At 42.6% G+C, this 18,260-nt stretch carries 17 protein-coding genes; 12 read left to right on the top strand and 5 right to left on the bottom strand.

The features are described from left to right. Positions 1 to 324 precede the first annotated feature (324 nt). A complete protein-coding gene (gene ndk, locus V3C97_RS06410; RefSeq protein ID WP_027826708.1) occupies positions 325 to 771 on the top strand; it encodes a nucleoside-diphosphate kinase in 447 nt (148 codons plus the stop codon). Positions 772 to 928: 157 nt separating this feature from the next. Here ndk and V3C97_RS06405 read toward each other — a convergent pair whose 3' ends face one another. After that, positions 929 to 1,810: a LysR family transcriptional regulator gene (locus V3C97_RS06405; RefSeq protein WP_338434031.1), complete on the bottom strand. Its 882-nt coding sequence runs from the start codon at positions 1,808 to 1,810 to the stop codon at positions 929 to 931. 151 nt (positions 1,811 to 1,961) lie between these two features. Between V3C97_RS06405 and V3C97_RS06400 the strand changes: the two genes are divergently transcribed. From V3C97_RS06400 to V3C97_RS06370, 7 genes are all read left to right on the top strand, one after another. Beyond that, positions 1,962 to 2,381 (top strand): cupin domain-containing protein, encoded by a 420-nt coding sequence (locus tag V3C97_RS06400; RefSeq protein ID WP_338434030.1) that lies wholly within the window; start codon positions 1,962 to 1,964, stop codon positions 2,379 to 2,381. Between the two features lie 18 nt (positions 2,382 to 2,399). Then, positions 2,400 to 2,723 carry a carboxymuconolactone decarboxylase family protein gene (locus V3C97_RS06395; RefSeq protein WP_009552100.1) on the top strand — a complete coding sequence of 108 codons (324 nt, stop codon included), beginning with the start codon at positions 2,400 to 2,402 and terminating at the stop codon, positions 2,721 to 2,723. 186 nt (positions 2,724 to 2,909) lie between these two features. Beyond that, positions 2,910 to 4,637 carry an ABC transporter ATP-binding protein gene (locus V3C97_RS06390; protein WP_338434029.1) on the top strand — a complete coding sequence of 576 codons (1,728 nt, stop codon included), beginning with the start codon at positions 2,910 to 2,912 and terminating at the stop codon, positions 4,635 to 4,637. A 14-nt stretch (positions 4,638 to 4,651) separates the two neighbouring features. Then, a complete protein-coding gene (locus V3C97_RS06385; protein WP_338434028.1) occupies positions 4,652 to 6,421 on the top strand; it encodes an ABC transporter ATP-binding protein in 1,770 nt (589 codons plus the stop codon). Positions 6,422 to 6,607: 186 nt separating this feature from the next. After that, positions 6,608 to 7,807, top strand: coding sequence for a MalY/PatB family protein (locus V3C97_RS06380; protein ID WP_338434027.1), 1,200 nt, complete (start codon positions 6,608 to 6,610; stop codon positions 7,805 to 7,807). 48 nt (positions 7,808 to 7,855) lie between these two features. Beyond that, the gene (locus V3C97_RS06375) at positions 7,856 to 9,265 is read left to right on the top strand and encodes a C69 family dipeptidase (RefSeq protein ID WP_027826714.1); all 1,410 of its coding nucleotides are present in this window, start codon (positions 7,856 to 7,858) and stop codon (positions 9,263 to 9,265) included. A 174-nt stretch (positions 9,266 to 9,439) separates the two neighbouring features. Next, positions 9,440 to 10,135, top strand: coding sequence for a phosphatase PAP2 family protein (locus V3C97_RS06370; protein ID WP_027826715.1), 696 nt, complete (start codon positions 9,440 to 9,442; stop codon positions 10,133 to 10,135). Between the two features lie 75 nt (positions 10,136 to 10,210). On the opposite strand, the gene V3C97_RS06365 is transcribed toward V3C97_RS06370, so the two are convergent. From V3C97_RS06365 to V3C97_RS06355, 3 genes are all read right to left on the bottom strand, one after another. After that, the gene (locus V3C97_RS06365; protein WP_027826716.1) at positions 10,211 to 10,810 is read right to left on the bottom strand and encodes a histidine phosphatase family protein; all 600 of its coding nucleotides are present in this window, start codon (positions 10,808 to 10,810) and stop codon (positions 10,211 to 10,213) included. Positions 10,811 to 10,831: 21 nt separating this feature from the next. Continuing rightward, on the bottom strand, positions 10,832 to 12,334 hold the full coding sequence (gene glpK, locus V3C97_RS06360; protein WP_027826717.1) for a glycerol kinase GlpK: 1,503 nt from the start codon (positions 12,332 to 12,334) through the stop codon (positions 10,832 to 10,834). Positions 12,335 to 12,480: 146 nt separating this feature from the next. Beyond that, positions 12,481 to 12,786, bottom strand: coding sequence for a hypothetical protein (locus V3C97_RS06355; protein WP_009552085.1), 306 nt, complete (start codon positions 12,784 to 12,786; stop codon positions 12,481 to 12,483). A 309-nt stretch (positions 12,787 to 13,095) separates the two neighbouring features. Between V3C97_RS06355 and V3C97_RS06350 the strand changes: the two genes are divergently transcribed. After that, the gene (locus V3C97_RS06350) at positions 13,096 to 14,142 is read left to right on the top strand and encodes an aldose epimerase family protein (RefSeq protein ID WP_027826719.1); all 1,047 of its coding nucleotides are present in this window, start codon (positions 13,096 to 13,098) and stop codon (positions 14,140 to 14,142) included. Between the two features lie 25 nt (positions 14,143 to 14,167). After that, on the top strand, positions 14,168 to 14,812 hold the full coding sequence (locus V3C97_RS06345; protein WP_009552081.1) for an HAD family hydrolase: 645 nt from the start codon (positions 14,168 to 14,170) through the stop codon (positions 14,810 to 14,812). 60 nt (positions 14,813 to 14,872) lie between these two features. On the opposite strand, the gene V3C97_RS06340 is transcribed toward V3C97_RS06345, so the two are convergent. Further along, positions 14,873 to 15,820: a DMT family transporter gene (locus V3C97_RS06340; protein WP_338434026.1), complete on the bottom strand. Its 948-nt coding sequence runs from the start codon at positions 15,818 to 15,820 to the stop codon at positions 14,873 to 14,875. Positions 15,821 to 15,988: 168 nt separating this feature from the next. Between V3C97_RS06340 and V3C97_RS06335 the strand changes: the two genes are divergently transcribed. Next, on the top strand, positions 15,989 to 17,053 hold the full coding sequence (locus V3C97_RS06335) for an AI-2E family transporter (protein ID WP_216542920.1): 1,065 nt from the start codon (positions 15,989 to 15,991) through the stop codon (positions 17,051 to 17,053). Beyond that, positions 17,046 to 18,245 carry a MalY/PatB family protein gene (locus tag V3C97_RS06330; RefSeq protein WP_338434025.1) on the top strand — a complete coding sequence of 400 codons (1,200 nt, stop codon included), beginning with the start codon at positions 17,046 to 17,048 and terminating at the stop codon, positions 18,243 to 18,245. The genes V3C97_RS06335 and V3C97_RS06330 overlap by 8 nt, the downstream gene beginning before the upstream one ends. The last annotated feature ends 15 nt before the right edge of the window (positions 18,246 to 18,260 follow it).

Below are 18,260 nucleotides of genomic sequence, written 5' to 3'. Positions count from 1 at the left end.
TTTGACTTGAATTAAAATAAAACACTTTCAATTAAGAAATGACGAGAAAAAACGATTTACGGACGAAAAAATATAGTTAAATAACCTTAATAGATCACATTAATCCACTACTAAGCATGCTGAATTAAATTAGTTGTACTAAATAATAAAGAGGCGAATAAATTAATAAAGATATTAGTCAAAAAATATATAACTATTGAGTTAAATTTGAAACAGTAGTACGGGGACCAAGTGACGAAAAGTGTGCATAATTTTTTAAAAGGTAGCGCTTTATTTTCATTTGGTATAAAATTAAATAGATTAAATATGTTAGGAATGATATTCATGGCAATTGCAGAAAAACAAGAAGAAAGAACGCTCCTCTTGATCAAACCTGATGGCGTTCGTGACCACCGGGTAGGGAACATCATTAGTCGAATTGAAAATCGGCGGTTTACTATTGACGCAATTAAGACAATGACGGCTGACGATGAAATTTTGAAGAAGCATTACAGTCATTTGGTGGATAAGCCATTCTTCCCGGGAATTTTGAAATACATGGAAAGTGGTGCAATTGTTGCCTTGGTGGTATCTGGGACTAACGTTATCAACGTAGTACACAAGATGGCAGGGGCAACCAACCCATCAGAAGCTGCTCCGGGAACAATCCGTGGCGATTTTGCCCGGGAATGGACCAACAAGGAATCAATCCACAACGTTGTGCACACGTCAGATAGTGTTGAATCAGCTGAACGTGAAATCGCACTATGGTTCCCTGAATTAGCTGAATGATATAAAAAGTAAGAGGAAAATTACCTTTGTAGTAAGGCGTTGGCCTTCGTTTGTACTTAGATACTAGGCTTGCGAATATTTTCCCCGTTATCTGTGAAAATTAGTAAATGAAGATCGCGGCTGGTGAGAAAACACTGTTTTCTCCCAGCCCCTTTCTTTATTTTGAAGTTATATTGGTCAAAAAGTGCAAGAAAGCCCGGGCAGCTGGCGCAAGGGAACGCTGTTTCTTCCATACCAATAAGTGGGCACTGGTAGTACGGGGACTTAGTGGCACAAATGTTAACCGGGCGTCGTGAATTTGCTCAGCTACCCCGCGGATGCCTAAGTGGTAGTAGTTTCCGGTCAAAAGCAAAGTTGATAGGGATCCAGGAAGGTTGGTTGTAATTTTTACGTTTAAACGGTTACTGGAAAGGGACAATGCCTCTGCAACGTTGTCACGAACAATTGACCGGCGCCCCATGATGAGTGGAAGCGAAGCTAGCTGTGCTGATGTGATACTATCCTGTTGAGCTAGGGGGTCGTCTTGGCGCATAAGTACGCCCCATTCTTCAGTAACGGGAAGTCTGAAAAAGTGATATTTAGCGGTTTCGACAGGCTCGATTAAAGCAGCAAAGTCATCTTGTCCCTGGTCAAGACGGGGGCGCAGGCTATCTCCATCACCGGCGAAAAGCGCGAATTTAACTCCTGGATGCTGGGCTTGAAATTGGTCAATTTGGCTCATCAACCGGGGAGTAACAGCTGATTCTACCAAGCCTAAGTTGATGGTTCCCACTAATTGATCGCTACTAGTCTGGATTTCCTTTTGTGCATGGTCAAGCAGGTCAAGAATGACCTGCGCGCGTTCGCGAAACAATAATCCGGCCGCATTCAGTTGCAGGTGGTGATTGTTACGGTCAAATAATGGTCGCCCCACTAACCGTTCTAATTCTTGAATTTGGCGAGATAGAGTAGGTTGAGTCAGGTGAAGTCGCTGTGCCGCCTGAGTGATGTTGTTGGTTTCAGCTACAACCAAGAAATAACGTAAAATGCGAGTATCCATGCGTATTCCTCCCTAAAAAGCTAACTGCATTATACAGCAGAATCAAAATAATAATTCATTTTTTGCATGATCAACTACTAGTAATAGGTATTTTTCATGAGTTAACATGGGAATTATACTGAGCATAAGACAACTAAGGGAGGTCATTTTAATGCAAGAACAAGCAGCACAGATGAGAAATAACCTTTTTGATTTGGGTGAACCTAACGTAGCTTATGCAAAGTATTTTAGCGGACAGAGTTATTTGCAAAGCATCGTTGCACCTGATGACATGGTTGACGTCAATATCAGTAGTGTCAGTTTTGAGCCGGCATGCCGTAATAACTGGCACATCCATCACAATGGGTATCAAATACTCATTGTGACTGCTGGGCAGGGATGGTATCAGGAAGCAGGAAAGCCGGTGCGGCTGTTACAGTCCGGAGATGTTGTGGTGATTAAGGCAGGGGTGAAGCATTGGCATGGAGCTACGCAGAATAGTTGGTTCACCCATTTAGCAGTGACAAAAGGGAACAGTGAATGGCTGGAACCTGTTAGTGATTCTGATTATGCTAAGTTGCACCAGGATTAACGCAAGGAGGTTATAGTTATGACAGTAAAACAGACCGCAGGCCGCGAACAATTAGGTGATTTTGCACCTCAATTTGCTCATTTTAATGATGACGTCCTTTTTGGCGAAGTATGGGCTGATGAAGAAAGTTTAAGTGCACGTGATCGTTCGTTACTAACAGTAACCGCATTAATTACTAAGGGGGCTTTTGCACAATTACCGTATCATTTGCAGACAGCCAAGAAAAATGGCATTTCTAAGCAAGAGATTAGTGCTGTGATTACGCAACTCGCTTTTTATGTTGGCTGGCCCAATGCCTGGAGTGCCTTTAACTTAGCCAAGCAGGTGTGGTCAGAAAAATAAACTTAACTAAACAAAGCTTTAGAGGAGGTTGGGAAGAACCGCTGTTTTTTCCAGCTTCTTTTTTATGTCCTATTCGCTTTTGCATTTGCAATTGAAAAAGGCGACAGCGCTGAGCAAAATTGTTAAAATTAGGTTAAATATAGTATAATCGTTTTATTATTTTGTCGATTTAAAAGGAGGATGGTCATGAAAATTCTGTTTCCATATTTTCGGCGCTACTGGCTAACTGTGCTTGCTGCTGGTTTGTCAGTTGCAGCCACCACCCTTACTGCTCTGTGGATTCCATGGTTACTTCAGTCAGTTTTGAACGCTTTGACGGCTAACCATCAGCACCAGTTAATTCAGTATGGCGTGCAACTAACGACTGTGGGGATACTAGGGGTTATCTTTGGAATTTTAGCTGTTTTCTTCGCAGCAAAAGTGACACAAGGAGTGACCAACGACCTCCGGGCTGACCTATATGCGCAGATCCAGTCTTTTTCATATGCTAATATTAACCAATTTTCAGCTGGGAGTTTAGTTGTGCGCTTAGTTAATGATATGAATCAAGTGATGAACCTGGTAATGAATGGGATCACGCAAATTGTACGGGTGCCGTTCCTTTTTGCTGGTTCGTTAGTGCTGGGGGTACTAACTATTCCGCGTTTATGGTGGATTTTTCCCCTTGCAATGGCGCTGATGATATTGTTAGCCTGGTTAGTTTTTTCACAGATGGGCAAATTATTTACCAGTTACCAGGAGAAAATTGACGTAATCAACAATAAAGCTAAAGAAGCTTTGCAAGGGATCAGGGTGATCAAATCGTTTAATCAGGAAGAAGCTGAAAGCCACCGATTCGAAGAGCGTTCCGCGGACCTCAACCAGCTCAATCTGCGGATTGGAAATCTCTTTGTTACATCATATCCAGTATTTATGGTAGTGGCTTATGCGGCGGTCGCATTAGCATTGCTATTGGTGGGGAAGGATATTTTGGCGCATCCGCAGGAAGTGACAGCGATTAGTACGTTCATTACATATTTAATGCAAATGATTTTTGCTATTATGATCGCGGGAATGCTGTTAACCATGATGTCCCGAGGGCTGGTTGCTTTAGAACGAATTAGTGAAGTGTTGGCGACCAAGCCAGCATTAACTTTCTCCCCTGATGCACCAGCAGAAGCTTTAGATGGAAGCGTTGAGTTCGAGCATGTTTCGTTTGCATATCCGGATCAGGCAGACCGACTAGTTCTTAAGGATGTCACTTTTAAAATCCACCCTGGAGAGATGATTGGGCTAGTTGGTGCAACAGGGGCCGGAAAAACGACCCTGGCACAACTGATCCCACGATTATTTGATCCGACGGAAGGGACGGTTAAAGTCGGAGGGCGTGACTTACGGGAAGTCAATGAGCAGTCATTGCGCCGAACAGTTAGTTTTGTTTTACAACGGGCAACCCTGTTTAGTGGGACGATCAAAGATAATCTGCGGCAAGGCAAAGCGGATGCTACACTGCGGGAAATGCAGTTGGCTGCGCGGTTAGCCCGGGCTGATGAATTTATTACTCAGTTTAATGATGAGTATAATCATCAGATTGAGGAGCGATCGGCTAACCTTTCTGGGGGGCAAAAACAGCGGTTATCCTTGGCCCGGGGCTTAATTGCACAACCGAAGATCCTGATCCTTGACGATACGACCTCGGCATTAGATGCTGAATCGGAAAAAATTGTTCAAGAGGCATTGGAGCATGAATTAGGTGCGACAACAACGATCATTATTGCGGAAAAAATCATGTCAGTTGTTAATGCGGATCGAATTTTTGTGTTAGATAATGGTCGAATTCAGGCTCAAGGAACCCATACTGAATTACTACAAACATCTCCACTTTATAAGGAGATTTATGATACTCAAGTCGCGCATGCCCAAAATTTCCATTAGAAGGGAGGAAGAATATGCGTAAAGCAAGTGCAATCCAGTATTTTAAGCATTACCTAGCCCCATATTGGCGGGGAATGCTGGTAATGATCGTATTGAGCTTACTCTCCGTTGTCTTTGAAGTGGTGGCTCCGCTTTTTATGGGACGGGCAGTAACGGCATTAGCCCAGTATGTTGCAGCTTATCGGGCAGGGAAGCGGATAACTATTGGAGCGTTTCAAGTAAATTTGAAACTAATGATTCTGATGTATAGTATGTTCTTGTTGTTTCTGTTAGCATCGTGGCTAATTGCAGTCCGGATTAACTCTTTTGCTAACCATGATATGCGGGTTAATTTATTTAAAAAATTCCAGCGGTTAACGATTAAGTATTTCGATACACACCAGGACGGCAAGCTGTTATCGCTGTTTACGTCAGATTTGGATAACATTTTCAATGCCCTCAACAATGCTATTTTTGAACTAATTGCCCAGGTGGCGATTTTCGCTGGAACAATTTGGTTGATGCTGCGGGTTAATGTGCAGCTGGCCCTGGTAACAATGGCTTTGACACCAGTGGCTTTACTGGTTACCGTAATTTTGATGCGGAAGTCTAAAAAGTATATTGACTTGCAACAAGAAAAGATCAGTGCCCTCAATGGTTATGTTAACGAGCAGATTAACGGCCAAAAAGTTATTATTACTAACGGTTTGCAGCAACAATCTATTGCTGGATTTAATCGCTATAACGATGAGGTACGGACGGCAATGTTTAAGGGGCAACTTTACTCTGGAATGCTCAATCCTTTGCTACAAGGTTTGTCATACCTTAACTTGGCCATCGTAATTGCGGTAGGTTCAGTTATTGTGATGAACAGTGGGATATCGCGGTCTGTTGGCTTGGGGTTGATTGTGACGTTTGTTCAGTTTTCGCAGCAATATTTTTCGCCCCTGACCCAATTAGCATCAATCTATTCCCAGATTCAGCTCGCGCTGACAGGGGCTAAGCGGATTGATCAGGTGGAAATTCAACCAGAAGAAGATCAAGTGCCGACAGGTCAGAATCTGGCACCGCTCACAAAAAAGGTAGCAGTCGTGGATGCCCACTTTGGTTACCAACCCGATAAAGAAATTCTCCACGGAATTGACCTGAACATTCCCCAGGGAACAATGTTAGCATTGGTAGGACCAACTGGTTCGGGAAAAACAACGGTAATGAATCTTTTCAATCGCTTTTATGATGTTGATCAGGGCTGTGTTACCATTGACGAACAAGATGTACGGACATTGACACTTAAATCATTGCGGTCGCGTATCGGAATAGTGCTCCAGGACTCAGTTTTATTTACTGGGACAGTAGCGTTTAACATTAAGTTTGGCAAACCTGCAGCAACGGATGAAGAAATGATTGCAGCCGCTAAACAAGCTAATATTCATGATTATATTATGACGTTACCCCAAGGCTATGCCACTGAGATTGACGGGGAACAAGGAATCTTTTCGACTGGGCAAAAACAGCTACTTTCGATTGCACGGACTTTATTAACGGATCCTGATTTCTTGATTCTGGACGAGGCAACAGCCAATGTGGATACTGTTACCGAAGCGAAAATTCAAGCAGCGATGGACAATATCATTGCTGGACGAACGAGTTTTGTAATTGCTCACCGGCTCAAGACGATTATCAATGCTGATCAGATCGCTGTTCTCAAAGATGGGAATGTAGTTGAGCAAGGAAACCATGCAGAATTATTAGCGCAGAAGGGATTTTATTATAAGTTGTATACCAACCAAATGGTATTAGATTAGAAGAAAACACTAGGTTATCAACACAGTTGAGCGCCTGGTGTTTTTTGTGTGATGTGGATAAGTTAAGGGGTTAAATATAAATAACAGATTTATTGATTTTTATGGGGATAAAAGCCAACTTATCCCCAGTTAAGCATGGTAAAATCAAACCAGAGTAAGTTTAGTTTGTGGAAAAGATGTGAAATTATGACAGAAACGTACGATTTTACCCAAGTGGTTGACTTGCGTGGGGATAACACACGCAAATGGGGGGATGATGCAACCGTTTTGCCCATGGACCTGGCAGATATGGACTTTTTGGCCGCCCCGGCAATTCAAAAAGAACTTCTGGCTAAGGTGCAAACAGGCTTTTATAGCTATCAAACAGTACCAGACCAGTATTTTGCAGCGGTCACTAACTGGTTCAAACAACGTCATGGGGTAACCATACCAGCGGATTGGCAAATTTTTGCTAGTGGGATACGCCCAACTGTTAATGCAATTATCCGTGAGTTAACCCAACCAGGAGATAAGATTATTGTGCAAAAACCGGGTTATAGTATGGTGGCACTGGCTGCAACGGGCCGAAAACTGGTACAAACTGACCTGGTATATGACGCAGAACAGTTGACCTATCAGTTAGATGATGAGCGCCTAGCCCAGCAGTTAGCAGATCCCAAGGTTAAATTGATGATCTTATGTAATCCCCATAACCCAACGGGAAAAGTGTGGACAAAGGATGAAATAACAACCATTGTTCAGTTATGCACAGAAAATGATGTGGTCTTACTGAGCGATGAGGCCCATGGAGACCTAACTTTTAATGATGGTGGATATTTTTCTGCCTTGGCGGTACCGAAAGCGTTGCGCTCCAGCGTGGTTGCTGTTGTGTCACCAAGTAAAGCATTTAATTTGGCTGCTCTCCAAGCTGCAACGGTGATTGTTCCCGATAACCAGCTACGTGTGGATGTAGCCTTAGCGTTAAAAAACTATGCTTTGAGTGAACCGAACTTGCTAGCGGTTGCCGGAACAATCGCTGCTTATCAAGCCGGAGCAGCTTGGTTAGATCAACTCTTGGTCTATCTTCGGGCCAATCGCCAAGAAGTAGCACATTTTCTTGACCACAATATCCCAACCATTAAATGGGTGCCAACAGCTGGAACAACTATGATGTGGCTCGATATTAGTGCCCTTAATACTGATGCCGAAGCGTTCCGTTCTTTCTTGATTAAGGAAGTGGGGCTGAAAGTTACTGCGGGTAACACTTTTGGTGCGGATCAATTTATTCGTTTGGCTATCGGTTGTCCGCAGGCCACTTTAGACGAGGGGCTGCGGCGTTTGCAACGGGGCGTGGTGCGTTTTCTCCAGCAACGGCGGACAAACAAATGGGCCTCCCTCCTTTCCTAGAGAAGCGTATAATAGAATTAACTCAATAGATAGAAGAGGCGAATTTTTATGAAACCAACTGAATGTACGACAATTTTAGTCGGTAAAAAAGCATCAATTGATGGCTCGACGATGATTGCCCGGAGCGAAGATGGAGGACGGGAAATCATTCCTGAGAGCTTTAAGGTAGTTCATCCTGCAGATCAACCCCGCCACTACAAGAGTGTAATCACAGGGTGTGAGGTAGACCTCCCAGAAGAACCAATGCGGTATACTAGTGCACCAGATGCCAGTGGCAAGCAAGGAATCTGGGCAGCTGCGGGGATCAATGAAGTAAACGTTGCGATGACTGCAACTGAAACAATCACAACTAACGCCCGGATTCAAGGCGTTGATCCTCTATTAGTCAACGCAGGGCTGGGGGAAGAAGACTTTGTCACTTTGACCTTGCCTTATATCCACACCGCACGTGAAGGGGTAACACGGGTGGGCCACCTGCTGGAAAAATATGGGACTTATGAGATGAATGGGATGGCCTTTGCTGACCATGATGAGATCTGGTATTTGGAAACAATTGGGGGCCATCACTGGGCAGCGCGGCGGATTCCTGATGATGCGTATGTAGTCGCCCCTAACCGCTTAAACATTGATGAATTTGATTTTGATAGTCCTGATTTTATGGCTTCGGCAGACCTGCAAGAGTTGATCAATACTTACCATCTCAATCCTGATTTTGAAGGGTATAATTTCCGCCACATTTTCGGAAGTGCAACGATCAAAGACACACACTATAACAACCCGCGGGCATGGTATGTCCATCACTACTTTGATCCAGAGTCAACAACCACTCCGTTGGATCAAGATCAGCCTTTTATTACCTATGCTAACCGTAAAATTAGCGTGGATGACATTATGTTCTTGATGGCATCACATTATCAAAATACCCCGTATGATGCTTATGGGGATCAAGGAACCCCTGCGGAAAAGAAACGTTTCCGTCCAATCGGCATTAATCGGAATTTTGAAACTCATGTCTTGCAAATTAGAAATGATGTTCCTGCAGGCTTGGCAGGTGTTCAATGGTTAGGCTTTGGCCCCAACACCTTCAACGCAATGGTGCCATTTTACACGAATATTACCGATACGCCTGCGTCCTTCCGGGACACAGGGGCTAAGTTTAACTTACACAGTATCTTCTGGCTGAACAAGCTGATGTCCCAATTAGGCGATACGAATTTCAAGCTTTATGGAGAATTAGAAGATGCCTTTGAACAAAAGACCGTAGCCGGCTGTTACCAAATTCAGCACGCAACGGATCAAGAAGCCCAAGCTTTACAAGGAGCCGCCTTACAGGCTGCTCTGACAACTGCTAACCAGAAGATGGCTGATTTGACTTTTGCCAACACGGTTGAACTTTTGGGAACAATGGTGGATGAAGGTCATTCCCACATGCAGCTCAAGTATGACTTGCTGGATTAAGAGGCGTTGTAGTTTATAAAAAATTAATAATTTAACCAAATGCGAGCGTTTGCTAACCGCTAGACCTGGTTAGGGACGCTCGCCTTTATTTTTAGCAAATAAGATTGAATAGCTACCGTATTTTGGCTATTATGAACAGGTAACATGTTTAATTTAAGAAAGAGGATCGGGTTAATGAAGTTACCAAGTAATGATATTTTTATGGAAAAGCGTCCCCAAGCGTGGGTTGAAAGCAGCCCATGGTACAATGTTGCGGCGGGGCTGAGCTTATTTTTGTTTATTTTGATCACCATCTGTGTCAAGGCTAATGTGCACTTCTTCACCACTATTGAAGATAAAGTGACTGCAACTATGCAGGCTAACTTTGGCCATCCCCAACTCAACTATCAAGGTGGGTTTTTGAATGATATTATGACGTTTGTTGCTTCTTATGGGGATATTGTCCCAATGGGGATCATTGTCCTCATTATAGCTGCGGTACTATTCTTCAAGTACAGAAAGAGTTTGGCCATCTGGATGGTAGGTACCTTTGGGGTAATGGGAGTTGTTGGCTTAGTGCTCAAGAAATTAATCCACCGGATGCGACCAGCAGGCCACTTGTTAGCCGATGATGGTTTTTCATTTCCGAGTGGGCATTCCTTAGCAGCTACTATGGTAATTTGGATGGTTATCATGATTTTAGTTCCCCGGATCAAGTCTAAAGGGGTACGAATTATCGTAACGCTTTTGTTAGTGATTTTGTGGTTACTAATTCTATTTTCCCGCTTATACTTCTCAGCTCATCATTTGGGAGATATTTTAGGTGGCGTTACCTTATCTTTGGCACTATTGTGGGGAAGCATGGCAGGTTATGCACGCTTTTTTGATTAAGTTTTTGGATTAATTAAAAAGACCTAGACATGAAGGATTCATAGTATTATGCAATCCAGATGGCTAGGTCTTTTATTATTTACTGTAATAGTCCAAGTATATGTGATGAGGATCATCGAGGCGCAGTCTAGTGATCCCAGCATTAGCTGGTTCCATGAGGATATCATGGTTAGTGACCCCCATAAGAAAACTGACCCATAACTTGATAGTCATCCCGTGGCTAACTACCAGAATGTTACTGTCCTGTGCCTGATAGCGCGTGAAAAGTTCATCCATAAAAGAACGGAGTTGTTCTTGAATACCTGCGTAAGTATCTCCCTGATGAATGTTGCTTGCTTCCGCTATAAAACGATTCATATCATTGAAATACTCAGAATACTTTTGTGATAAGCTATTTAGTTTGTATCCATCCCAGATACCGTAGTCAAATTCACGAAGACGCGGGTCAAAAGTTATTGGTTGCTGTCCAGCGGTGATAATGCTAGCTGTCTCACCAGCCCGCAGGAGGGGGGAGGAATAAGTATGGTCAAAAGTTAATGGAAGCAACTTTTCTCCAGTGATTTGCGCCTGTTGTCGTCCTAGCGGTGTCAGTGGGGTGTCAATTTGACTTCCTTGTAAGATTGCTTGAGCATTAGCTTCGCTTTGTCCATGGCGGACAAGATAGAGATTGATCATAGAAACACATCTCCTAAATTATTAGTTTGGTTTAAAAGCCATAGTTGCTTGAACGGCTCGTTGCCATCCTTGATAGAGGTGGTTACGGGTTGTTTTTTCCATTTGGGGAGTAAATGTTTGCCCGGTTGTAGTAAGTTGTTTTAGTTCGTTCATATCTTGCCAGAAACCAGTGGCCAACCCGGCCAAAAAGGCCGCACCTAAGGCGGTAGTTTCGATATTATGAGCGCGTTTAATCGGAATCCCCATAATGTCAGCCTGGAATTGCATTAGGTAGTTATTGCGGGTAGCCCCGCCATCAACGCTGATTGTAGGAATTGCGATCCCAGTGTCTTTTTGCATTGTGTCGACAACATCTCGTGTTTGATAGGCCAGAGATTGGAGGGTGGCTTTGACAAAGTCATACTTGGTAGTTCCCCGTGTGATACCAAAGATAGCTCCCCGGGCGTCGGCATCCCAATAAGGGGCACCTAAACCAGTGAAAGCAGGAACAACGTAGATTTCATTAGCGGAAGTTGATTTTTTAACTGCTTGCTCTGACGCGTGAGCACTAGGGATCATTTTCATTGAGTCACGGAGCCACTGAATAGCTGAGCCAGCAACGAAAATGGATCCTTCCAATGCGTAGGTGGTCTGACCATCTAAACTGTAAGCAATCGTGGTCAGAAGATTGTTTTTGGAATATACCGGTTGGGCCCCAGTGTTCATTACGAGGAAGCCCCCAGTTCCATAAGTGTTTTTGATCATTCCTGGTGCCGTGGCTTGTTGACCAAAAAGTGCACTCTGCTGGTCACCAATCATGCCCGCGATAGGGATAGATTTGCCAAAGAAGTGGACCGGTGCAGTCATACCGTATATGCCAGAGTTGCTGACTACTTCAGGCATCATGAGCCGAGGAATGTTGAGTAAGTCTAGAATGTCTTGATCCCAAGTGAGGGTTTGAAGGTTAAACAGCATTGTCCGGGAAGCATTGGTATAGTCGGTAATGTGAAGTTTGCCACCAGACAATTTCCAAGCGAGCCAAGTGTTGATAGTACCAAATAATAGCTCGCCTTTAGCTGCCCGTTCTTGTGCTCCTGGAACGTGGTCGAGGATCCAGCGAACTTTAGTTGCTGAAAAATAAGGATCAATGATCAACCCGGTTTTCTGATGGATCATATCAGCGTAACCTTCTTCCAAGAGCTGATCAGTAATATCCTTGGATTGCCGTGACTGCCAGACAATTGCGTGATAAATAGGTAAACCGGTATTTTTGTCCCAAACAACCGTTGTTTCCCGTTGGTTGGTAATACCAATTCCAGCAACTTGTTCGGGTTTGATGCCAGCTTTTGTAACCGCAATGGTCATGGTTGCTAAAACATTAATCCAAATTTCATTAGCGTCATGTTCGACCCAGCCAGGTTGCGGAAAATACTGGGTGAACTCGCGTTGCGAATCGGCGATTACCTGCCCGTCATGGTCAATAATTACCGCACGGGTAGAAGTGGTTCCTTCGTCGATTGCGAGGATGTATTGTTTTTGTGTCATAGTCAAAAAATCCCTTCGTAACAAACTCACGCCAAAAGCGCTTTCTTAAACGTAAATATATTTTAGCCTAAAAAAACAGGTGCGACAACATGCGCACCTGTTCGTAAGGACTAATTATTTTTTGGATATGTGTGAATCAATATTGTTTAGCTGATTTCAACCATCATTGACTTAGCATCGCAGTTAGCAATAGGCATAAAGGCCAAACCAACGGCATTGGAATCAATGGAAATGGAATAATCACTAGTAAGATGTGGGACTAGCTTCGTGAGTTCGTTAATTTGTTCAGATTCGAACCGGTTGAAGGAGAAGTTACGCTTAACTTTCATGCCTTCTTCTAAATTGCGATCAAAAATTACGTTTAAATAGTGTCCTGATTGACTATCAGATAGACGCCATGTTTTATCCTTGTCTTCCCGGGCATCGATTTTTTCAATAATTGTATTACTCATAATGCATAATCCTCTCAGTCATATAAAATCTATATCCTTGACGATTAATATCATACAGCTTAAATATGCAATTTGCAACTACGTTAACGGTAACATTTAAGCATTTAAGCAAAAATGCTTAAAAAGAAATCTTTAAATGGGGAAATTTGGGGGATATAACGGATAAAAAAAGTTTTAAAATATGTTTTTGCTTATTTTGCCTTAAAAAGATGATAAGTATGTTACGAGAGATGATTCATGCTAAAATGAAAACGGATACTAATTGTATGTTGAGACTATATTTTTTGTAATCTGGAGGGCAAAATTGTCATGGATATAACACGGAAACATTTTGGGATGTACAACAACCATATGGTAACAAAGATCACGTTGGAAAATGACAACGGGGTGGAAATTTCGTGTATAACTTTAGGTGCTACGTGGACTGATTTTAAAGTTCCGCGTTTAGACGGAACTAAGGCAAACTTATTGTTGAATTTTGATACGCCGGCGCAATATGAACAAATGTTGGTGGGGCAAACAGTTGGACGTGTTGGAGGACGAATCGCGCATGCACGCTTCCACCTCAATAATCAGGAGTATCATTTAGAAGCAAATGACGGGGTTAACTTACTTCATGGTGGGGCACATGGTTTTCAACATTTGAACTGGAACTATACTACTTCACGGACAGCCAACAGTATCAGTGCGATCTTTCAACGGCAGATTACTCAAGAGTTAGATGGGTTCCCAGGGGATATCTTGGTGACGATTATTTATACGCTCAACAATAACGATCAAGTAACGATTGCTTACTCGGCCCAAGGAGATAGTGAAGTAGATACACTCTTTAATCCAACTAGTCGGGCGTTTTTTAATCTTAGTGACCATGATAACCTTGCTAGTTCAGAATTAATGATCAATACGCCTGAACGTTTACGCCTTAATGAGGAATTGATTCCAACAGGGGATACGATTCAGGTGGCAGGAACACCATATGATTTCCAAGAGTTAAGTAATATTGGTCAAGCCTTACTTGCTACTGATGGAACTGGAATTGATATGGCTTATGTGGTTAATGGACCAGGAAAAGCAACACAGCCGATTGCTGTATTGCGAGATGCGGACACGGGGCGCCAGGTGACGATCGACTCTGATCGAAACGGTTTGATGGTTTATACGATGAACCATATTGCTAGTGACCAAATTAGATATAGTCGTGATGAAGGAAAACGGGCTCATGTTTTTGAAGGAATTGCTCTGGAAGCCCAAACCCTACCTGATGCCATTAATCAGACAAACTTTGGCGATATTGTATTACCACGTGGAGGTAAGAAGACCTACCGAACAACGTACACTTATCAATTAAAAGACTAAGAAAAAGAGAGAGGGAAAGAGAATTATGCTTCAAAATTATTTATTTGACTTTGACGGAACTCTGGCTGATTCGGGGACAACAACTGTTGATGCAATTCAGGCTGTGTTTGCAGACTATAAGTTTACCCAACCCAGTGCGGACGAGATACGATATTATATGGGGATCCCAATTGAGACTTCTTTTCCCATCTGGACTGACCACCAAGCTGATGACAAGACGTTAGCTGCGATGTATGCAGATTTTCGACAAATCTACGGTGAATTAGAGCGGGTTAATATTAAGTTGTTTGCAGGGATTAAAGATGTGCTTGCTACTCTAAAAGCAGACAACAAGGAATTGTTTGTAGTAACTAGCAAGGCTTCAGGGGCCATTAAGCGGAGCTTGAAGCAACTTGCAATTGAGCAATATTTCACTGGAACAATTGGCTCAGACCAAGTAGATCATTATAAGCCAGCTCCGGATGGAGTGTTGAATATTGCACGGCAATACCAACTGAATTTAGACCAATGTATAATGATTGGTGATGCCAAATATGATTTGCAGATGGGAAATGCAGCTGGAGTAGCTACTTGTGGATGCAAGTGGGGTGCTTATGATGTTGCATCCTTGGAAAAGGAAAAGCCTACGTATTTAATTGACCATCCACAAGAATTATTAACATTGAGATAATACAAAAAGAAGGTTCCGTTTTTGGAACCTTCTTTATTTGTATTATCTGCCAGAAGTGCGTTACTCACTAGAACTGCGACTTTCTTTTGAAAAACCATTATTAGTTGTGGGACGATCAGCCAAAGCCAGCACAATCGTGGCAGTCAGAATCATGACTGCACCTAGGATTTCTGCCCAGTTGAGAACCAACCCCATGAAGAGAAAACCACCAACGACGGCTGTTAATGCTTCAAACGTAATCAAAACTGTGGCTTCAGTAGGGGAAATATATTTAAGGCTACTAATGAAGATATAATATGCTAGCCCTGTTCCAGCAATAGAAGTGAAGCTGATTCCTAGCAACGAGTCCCAGGTGATATGGGGAGCATCAACCCAAACGGGGTGGATCCCCTCAAAGATAATTCCTCCGAGAAGCATAGCCCACGCCATGATTGGCAAAGAACCATAGGAAGCGACTAGTTTTACTGGAAGAGCGTTGTTGAGAGCAGCGCAGACGGCAAAAGTTAGTCCCCAAAAAATAGTTGGTCCGTCAAGAGAAATATGGTTGAGCGATCCTCGTGTCACTAAGAGCCACGTTCCCAAGGTGGCGATCACAATCGCAAGCCATCGTAGCCCATTGGGAAATTCATGGTAGACTACTGCAGCATAGATCACAACGAGGATAACACTCAAACTTTGGAGAATAGTTGCCATAGCAGCTGAAGAAACCTTGACGGCCATGGCAAAAGCTAATTGATCACCAGCTAGGCCAAAAATGGTGTAAATCAAGAGTGTGGTGATTCCCTTTTGAGAATGCCAAACAGAAAAAATCTTTTTTCCGTTTACAGCGAAAGCAACTGCCAATAGGAGAATTCCTGAAATGATCATTTTGACCCCAATGAGCCAGGAAAGTTCAACGGGAGTTCGCTGGAATAGAAATTGGGAGGTAATTCCATCAATTCCCCAGAGAATAGCACCGGTTAAGGCTAAAAAGATGCCAAATAAGTGTTTGTGTGCTTGCTTTTTCATAATGAACGTGGTCCTTTTTAAATAAAGTTATATTATTTTAATTGTACCGCATTTTATTATGTTTTGCTGGCAAAGAAAGAGAAGAAAATCCCCGCTAGATAGCTAGTAATCAGTGTCTTCAAACTGGAAATGTTGTAAACTAAGTGTAAATGAAGAGGAGGAAGAACTATGGAGATTTGGCATCGGTTTGTCAATAATATCAAGTTACGCCGATTAGTAGTTTTGCTGGGATTAATTGGCGTTTTATACTTGGCGCGTGGGATGATGACGATCATATTACTGACGTTCATTTTTTCCTTTTTAATTGTGCGGCTGATTAGAAAAATTCATCATTACGTGCATGTCCCCCCAGCATTGATTGTAGTAATCGTTTATCTGCTTTTGATCGGGTTGATTTATTTGGCCATTACGACCTATATTCCAACACTGGTCAAGGAATCAGAGACGCTAGTCAAATCATTGCTTGATTTTTACAATCATCCGCCCAAGGGGGCTAGTGATGTTTTGAATTACGTTTCGAATTTTGTTAGTACCTCGACAATTACGGAACAGATCAAACACGGACTTTCTTTGGTAGTGACATCTTTAACTAGTTTGGGAAGTATGGCCTTTGCTTTAGCGATGTCATTATTATTGAGTTTCTTTTTCAGTATTGAAGTTGATCAGATGCAAAGTATTAATCAAAGTTTCTTTAATAGTGAACATGCGTGGCTGTTTAAGGATATTGCTTTCTTTGCGCGCAAGTTTACCAATACGTTCGGAATTGTCTTAGAAGCACAATTTATCATTGCAATTGTTAATACGATTATTACTACTTTAGGTTTAATGATCATTAATATTCCCCAGTTATTCTCCTTAGCCTTGTTGATTTTTGTGATGAGTATGGTGCCGGTAGCAGGGGTTATCATTTCGGCCATTCCAATGTGTTTGATTGCATATTCTGATGGAGGGTTGAGTGATGTGATCTATATCATCATTATGCTGACGGTTGTTCATGCGTTGGAAGCATACATTCTCAATCCTAAGTTAATGTCGAGTAAGACAGACCTGCCGGTATTTTATACTTTTGTAGTGTTGCTAGTTGCCGAGCGTCTTTTTGGAATGTGGGGATTAATTGTCGGAATTCCAATTTTTACCTTCTTCCTCGATATTCTTGGGGTAAAAATTAATCATGGGAAAAGTCATAATGTTAAACAAAAACTACAAGAGAGGTTGAGTAAGAAAGATGAATAAAGAAGAATTTATTGCCCAATATGCAGTCGAGCGTAAGCATACTAACTCAGCAAAGTGGGATGGGTTAGAAGCTACTTTTGGTAGGGATGACCTTTTGCCGTTATGGGTAGCCGATACGGAGTTTAAGATTCCTCAAGCAGCACAAGATGCTTTAATTCAACGGGTGCATCACGGTGCCTTTGGGTACTCGCTGACACCAGATGAATATTATGATGCCTATTTTGCATGGCAGAAGGGTCGTTACCAAACTGAGCTACAAAAAGACTGGATGCGATTTGGCTTAGGGGTAGTGAATGCCCTGAGCACAATTGTACGGGCCCTAACTTTACCTGGGGAAAGTATCATGGTTCTTCAGCCTGTATATTATCCCTTTATGCGTGTGATCCAAGAAAATGATCGTCACTTGGTGGTTTCTAATTTACGTGCTGAAAACGATACTTATGTTATGGATATGGAAGATATTGCTAACAAAATGGACCAGCACCATGTTAAAATGTTGATCTTTTGTAGTCCCCACAACCCAGTAGGGAAGGTGTGGAGTGAACAGGAATTGACAACTCTCTTAGAACTATGTCGGGAAAAACAGGTACTAGTAGTTTCTGATGAGATTCATCATGACTTAATCATAGGGGATAAGCCGTTTGTTTCAGCTTTGTCCATTGCCCAAGGGATTTATCGCGATAATACAGTAATGGTGGACTCGCCTTCCAAGACTTTCAATATGGCAGCATTATTAGGATCTAATATTGTTATTCCTAATCCACAGTTGCGGGAACGCTATGATAAGGAAGTGCGTGAGTTATCCTTGCCATCTGCAACAGTGATGGCGCAGACGGCAGCGACGGCAGCTTACCGGGATGGAGCGTCATGGCTAGAAGGGCTGTTAGCTGTTATCAAAGACAATTACCTTTATGTTAAGGAATGCTTGCAAGCTGTAGAGCCACAGATCAAAGTGGCAGATTTACAAGGAACTTATTTGGCATGGGTGGACCTCTCTTCGGTAGTTGCGCCAGAGCATCTAGAATACTTTATCAAGCATAAAGCTCATTTGGCAGTTGACTTTGGTGATTGGTTTGGCGAAGCAGGTGAGGGGCACATTCGTTTGAACTTGGCAACCACGCCAGCAATCGTGCATCAGGCAATGGATCAACTAGCGCAAGCAATTGTGGAAAATAAGGAAGTAAACCAATAATTTGGGGCTAATACT

The organism is Ligilactobacillus saerimneri (assembly GCF_036689625.1).
GTDB classification, from domain to species: domain Bacteria; phylum Bacillota; class Bacilli; order Lactobacillales; family Lactobacillaceae; genus Ligilactobacillus; species Ligilactobacillus saerimneri.
Note: the sequence above shows the minus strand (reverse complement) of the source record. Positions and strands in the feature narration are given on the sequence as shown.